Source organism: Christensenella sp., from assembly GCF_034927525.1.
Classification (GTDB): Bacteria; Bacillota; Clostridia; order Christensenellales; family Christensenellaceae; genus Christensenella.
This window is the reverse complement of sequence record NZ_JAYFPU010000081.1, coordinates 1-5,095: the sequence shown is the minus strand read 5'-3', so window position 1 is coordinate 5,095 and position 5,095 is coordinate 1. Positions and strand designations below refer to the sequence as shown.

At 52.8% G+C, this 5,095-nt stretch carries 6 protein-coding genes; 4 read left to right on the top strand and 2 right to left on the bottom strand.

The genetic code is table 11. The annotated features are described in order from the left end of the window. The 3 genes from VB081_RS03020 to rsfS form a co-directional block, all read left to right on the top strand. Window positions 1–318 (top strand): nicotinate-nicotinamide nucleotide adenylyltransferase (locus tag VB081_RS03020; RefSeq protein ID WP_442872698.1); only part of this gene is annotated, 318 nt, incomplete at its 5' end. Beyond that, window positions 296–868 (top strand): bis(5'-nucleosyl)-tetraphosphatase (symmetrical) YqeK, encoded by a 573-nt coding sequence (gene yqeK, locus VB081_RS03015; RefSeq protein WP_442872697.1) that lies wholly within the window; start codon window positions 296–298, stop codon window positions 866–868. The genes VB081_RS03020 and yqeK, both read left to right, overlap by 23 nt. A 2-nt stretch (window positions 869–870) precedes the next feature. Further along, window positions 871–1,233 carry a ribosome silencing factor gene (gene rsfS / locus VB081_RS03010; RefSeq protein ID WP_323399370.1) on the top strand — a complete coding sequence of 121 codons (363 nt, stop codon included), beginning with the start codon at window positions 871–873 and terminating at the stop codon, window positions 1,231–1,233. 62 nt (window positions 1,234–1,295) lie between these two features. On the opposite strand, the gene VB081_RS03005 is transcribed toward rsfS, so the two are convergent. Beyond that, complete coding sequence (locus VB081_RS03005) at window positions 1,296–2,816, bottom strand: acyl CoA:acetate/3-ketoacid CoA transferase (protein WP_323399369.1); 1,521 nt, start codon at window positions 2,814–2,816, stop codon at window positions 1,296–1,298. Window positions 2,817–2,897: 81 nt separating this feature from the next. Then, window positions 2,898–3,041 (bottom strand): hypothetical protein, encoded by a 144-nt coding sequence (locus tag VB081_RS03000; protein ID WP_323399368.1) that lies wholly within the window; start codon window positions 3,039–3,041, stop codon window positions 2,898–2,900. A 199-nt stretch (window positions 3,042–3,240) separates the two neighbouring features. Here VB081_RS03000 and VB081_RS02995 point away from each other — a divergent pair, with 199 nt between their 5' ends. Beyond that, a complete protein-coding gene (locus VB081_RS02995; protein ID WP_323399367.1) occupies window positions 3,241–4,917 on the top strand; it encodes a D-alanyl-D-alanine carboxypeptidase family protein in 1,677 nt (558 codons plus the stop codon). Window positions 4,918–5,095 lie beyond the last annotated feature (178 nt).

Here is a 5,095-nt window from a genome sequence, read left to right as displayed (position 1 = left end):
AATCCGGAAACGGATTACTACTTTATCATCGGCGCGGATACGGTATTTGAGCTTACCTCGTGGCACGCGTTTGAGGAATTGTTCTCGCTGACGCGCTTTGTATGCGTCCGGCGCAGCACGCATGATATGCTGCGGCTTTCGGCGGAGATCGCGCGGCTTACCGAGCGGTATCACGCAACGATATTGCTGTCGGAATATACGGGGCTTTTTGTAAGTTCTTCGTACATCAGGGAACGCTTGGAGCGCGGCAAAAGTATCGAGGGGCTTGTACCAAAGGATGTGGAGGAATACATTATTGCAAATGGATTATACCGCTGAACGCGAAAAAATCGTAAATAAGCTTGCACAAAAGGTAAAGGGCGAAAAATTCGATCACAGCCTGGGGGTGGAGCAAACAGCGCTCGCACTTGCGAGGCGGTACGGCGCGGACAGGGAAAAAGCGGGGCTTGCAGGATTGCTGCATGACTATACAAAGCAAATGGATAACGTGGCGATGGCGGAAAAGTACGGCATCCCCTACCTGACAGAGAAGACGCTGCACGGACATACGGCTGCCGCGCTTTTGAAGGAAAAGGGATATGTGACGGACGAAGAAGTGCTGGGGGCGATCCGCTGGCATACCACCGGCAGGGCGGGCATGAGCCTGCTTGAAAAGATCGTATTTATTGCGGATTATGTGGAGCCCAACCGGGATTTCCCGGGGGTGGAGCTGGCACGGGAGCTGGCGTTTGCCGATATCGATAAAGCGGTGCTGCTGGTGCTTAAGACGACGATAGGCCATGTCGTCAAAAACAAAGGCCTCATCGACACGGACAGTGTGGAGGCATACAACGATTACCGGAGGTTGTTTCCGGGAGAGGAGATCTAGCATTGGAAATTTCTGAAAGAGCAAGAAGGATAGCGGAAATACTGGACGATAAGAAGGCGCAGGATATTGTGATCCTGCGTGTTGCGGACATGACGATCATTTCGGATTACTTTGTGGTCGCGAGCGCGCCAAACGTTTCTCATGTGCAGACATTGAGTGAAGAGGTACAGCTCAAGATACGTGACGAGCAGGGTGCAAGCCCGCTGCGTACGGAAGGCGAGCGTCAGGGCAGGTGGGTCGTCATTGACTACGGCGATGTGCTCGTACATATTTTCCACAAGGAAGAACGTGAGTTTTATCAGCTTGAGCGTCTGTGGAAAACGGAAGGCAATTTTTGCGATTATTCCGCGGAGCAGGAGAACTGAGAAACAATAAAAAAGCCGTGAGCAGGATCATTCCGCTCACGGCTTTTTTTATCGTTATACTCTTAAGAAAAGATGTCCGCATCCATTTCCTTTAAGTCCTCCGCGATCAGCGGACGAAACTCCATATTGGCGATGATATCGCGTTCAAGATCGACGCCGGGAGCGATCTCTGTTAGCGTCAGTCCTTCGTCGCGCAATTCAAGGACACAGCGTTCCGTGATGAACATGACCTCTTGCTTAAGCTCCTTCGCGCGCTTGGCGGAGAACGTCAGCTGCTCAATGTCTTTTTTGAACTTTTTGATGCTGCCCTCCGTAAGGATGCGCAGCTTACCGTCTACAACTTCCTCTTTCAACCCTTTTGCGGTGAACGTGCCGATGAAATACAGCTTGGGCGTTGCCTGCGTGATGCAGATGAATCCGCCGCAGCCCGCGATGCGCGGCCCAAACTTGCTGACGTTGATGTTGCCCTGCGGGTCGGCCTCCGCGAGCCCCAAAAAGGCTTGCGTGAGCCCGCCGCCATGATAAAAATCAAACAGCTGGTGCTGGAAGATGATGGCTTCAGGGTTGAGCGTCGCGCCGAATTCTACCCCCGAAAGCGGAGAACCGCCGATGCCGCCCGCTTCTACGGTCAGCGTAAAGCCTTCTATCCCTTTTTCCTCCGCGACAGCAGCGATGCCTTCGGGCATGCCGATGCCGAGGTTGACGATGCCCGGCTGAAGCTCTTTTAACGCACGCAGCGCGATGATACGGCGCGCGCCGCTCTCAAGTACGGGCATTGCGCCCTTGGGCGCGCGGGACTGGCCGGAATAGGCCGGATTATAGTCGCAGGCCGCGGTTTGCGTATGGAATTTCATGTCGCTTGTTTTGACGATATAATCCACAAGGATACCGGGTACGCGTACATCGTGCGGCGCGATATCGTCTACGATCTCTTCGACCTGTACGATCACCTTGCCACCGAGCGCATGGCAGGCCTGCGCAATAGAAAGCGCATCCGCCATAGCCGCTTCTTTTTCCATGCTGATGTTGCCGTTTTTGTCGGCGCGTGTGCCGCGCAGCAGCGCAAAATCGATGCGGTCAAACGGTTTGTAACGGATATATTCTTTTCCGTCAAACGAAACGATCTCATTCAGTACATCCTTTGATATACCGTTGATCTGCCCGCCGCCGTAACGCGGGTCCACAAACGTACTAAGACCGATATGCGTAACAAGGCCGGGACGGTTTGCCCCAACGTCGCGCATCAGCTGCGCGATCACGCCCTGCGGGAGGTTGTAGCCTTCGATGTCCTCGGAAAAGATCATCTTCTGCAGCTTGGGCATAAGGTTGAGGTGCCCCGCAACGAGCTTTTTCACAAGTCCTTTATGCGCGAGACGGTTGAGCCCGCGGTCTGCGCCGTCGCCCACCGAGGTGACGCTGAGCAGGGAAAGGTTTTGCGGGTGCTGCGTTTTTAAAAACCGTTGCTCGATCGCGTGATACAATTCGTCCGCCACAGCCGACATGATGAATCCTCCGGCTGCAATAACAGCGCCGTCGCCTATCATATCTGCGGCTGCCTGCGCCGTGATTATTTGCTGTTTCATGAAAATACCTGCCTGTCCTTAAAAAATCAATACCTACTTATTATCTTGTATTTTGGCGATATTTTCAAGGAGAATCTTTAGTTATTCACGGTATTGCGTGGGACGACGGTATTTGTGACGTGGTTTGTGCTCCAGCAATGCGGCAAAAACGCATATCGTGCCAATGACAGAAACAACGACAGCAAGTATGGCGAGTATCTCTTTTGACAATAAAATTTCCAGCATGTTTCCTGACCTCCGTTGTATTTTTCGTTATGGGGAGAGTATACCTTGCAGGCTGTACCGATACGGTACATCGGCGGAAAAAAGTTGTGAAGAAACTATGAAAATTCATTACAAAAGTGATACATTCGCTATACAAAGCCTCTGTTTTGTTATATAATATGGACGTTATAGTGAGGAAATTTCAGTGAGGGTATTGAGTTTGAAGAAGATTGTAACATGGATCATTGCGGTCGTCCTGATCGTAGCGATACCGGTGGTTGCTTTTGCAGCGCCGGAAGCGCCGGCAAGCGGAGAAACTGCGGCATCGGGAGATGCGGCAAGCCCGGAAGCAACGCCGACGCCTATCCCGACGCCGGAGCCGACGGCAACGCCCGAGGCAACGTCTGAGCTAAAGCAGGGTTCGCCGGAAGTAGATATGTCGAAGATCACGGCGGATTCCGTCATGCTGATCGACGCGGATACAGGGGAAGTCCTTTTCTCCAAAAATAAGGACTGGCGTGTTTTCCCTGCCAGCACAACCAAGCTGATGACGGCGATTTTGACGCTTGAAAATTGCAACATGGAAGATATGGTCACAGTTGGGGCGGAGGTCGACGAGTTTTCAAAAGGTTCCAGCCTGATGGGACTGCGGCGTGGTGAAACAATTTCTGTAAAGGATTTGTTTTATGGGCTGATGATCTGTTCGGGCAACGATGCTGCTGCTGCGCTTGGCGTACACATGGCGGGCAGCGAGTCCGCGTTTGTGGAAATGATGAACCAGAAGGCGCAGGAAATGGGCATGACAGGAACCCATTTCTTAAATCCGTACGGTCTCTATATTTTTAATATTGGTTACGATCATTATACGACGGCCGCCGATATGTCGATCCTTTCAAGAGAGGCATACAAGCATACGGAGATCGCGGAAGCGGCAAAGATGAAAGAATATACGCCGGACGCAGACGCAACTGCTGAGACGCCGCGTAAATTTACCAGTTCAAATTTCTTGATCGCGACCCCGGAAAACAAGCCGGAATATTCGACCTACCTGTACGATAAAGCGACAGGCCTAAAAACAGGCCTTTTGGAAAACATAACGCTCAACGGCGGCGAGGCCGTACCGTCGTACGGTTGTCTTGTCGCAACCGCGACGAGTGGAGATTTGAACCTGATCGCGCTGATCTTTGGAGATAAGTCTCTGGGGGACAAAGCGGCAGGTATCCCAAATTCCTATGCAAGGTGGGATATCGCGAAATATTTGTTTGAGTATGGCTTTGCAAATTATGCAAAGGTCGACCTGACACAGTATGTCGCGCCGCTTTCCGTAACGGAGCAGATCGAAGGCGCGGCAGGCAACGACCCGGAGGAAGGCAAGCTGGAAGTGACCGCCGACCTGAGCGGGGAAAAGACAGAGGTACGTCTTGTGGACGCGACGACAGCGCAGGGACTTGCGGACGGCAGCGTACAATTGGAGCAGCAAACAAACATTGAAGAACCGCTGAAGGCGCCCATCAACGCGGGTGACAAGGTGGGAACGGTATCTTACCTGTTCAATGGTGAGGAGATATACAACGCGCCGCTGGTGGCAAGCCGGCAGGTGTACCCCGCAGGGGACGAAATGGAAACGAGCCAGGAGTATGGCGTGCCAGTGATCTCGTTTGAGATGTGGTATTTGTGGATCATCATTCCCGCAGGACTTGTGCTTACATTGATCATTGTACGCACGGTGAACATCAGTCGCAGGAAAAGGCGTTATGCGGGGGCGCGGCGTGGTGCGGATATTTCGCCTGTGCGCGCGGGCAGGACGGCGCAAAGCCGTAGTGTGCCTACGCGGGCGGTAAAAACGCGGCGGCCGGACAATCCGGGAGGACGCAAGCGTGACCGCGATAAAATGTAGAAAAAAAGGCTGTCTGTAAAAGACAGCCTTTTTGGTATCGCTCAAAATTATTTCAGTTCCGTAAGGATCAGGTCACTCATTTCCACGGTAGAAATAAATGCGCCGCCTGCGGCAATGTCCGCCGTACGCGCACCGCTTTTGAGCACGGTCTTGACCGCGGACTCGATGGCCTGCGCTT

Bases quoted from the DNA above. Each gene is read 5' to 3' on its own strand.
- VB081_RS03000 (WP_323399368.1), bottom strand. From the start codon at position 3,041: ATGCTGGAAATTTTATTGTCAAAAGAGATACTCGCCATACTTGCTGTC.
- VB081_RS03005 (WP_323399369.1), bottom strand. From the start codon at position 2,816: ATGAAACAGCAAATAATCACGGCGCAGGCAGCCGCAGATATGATAGGC.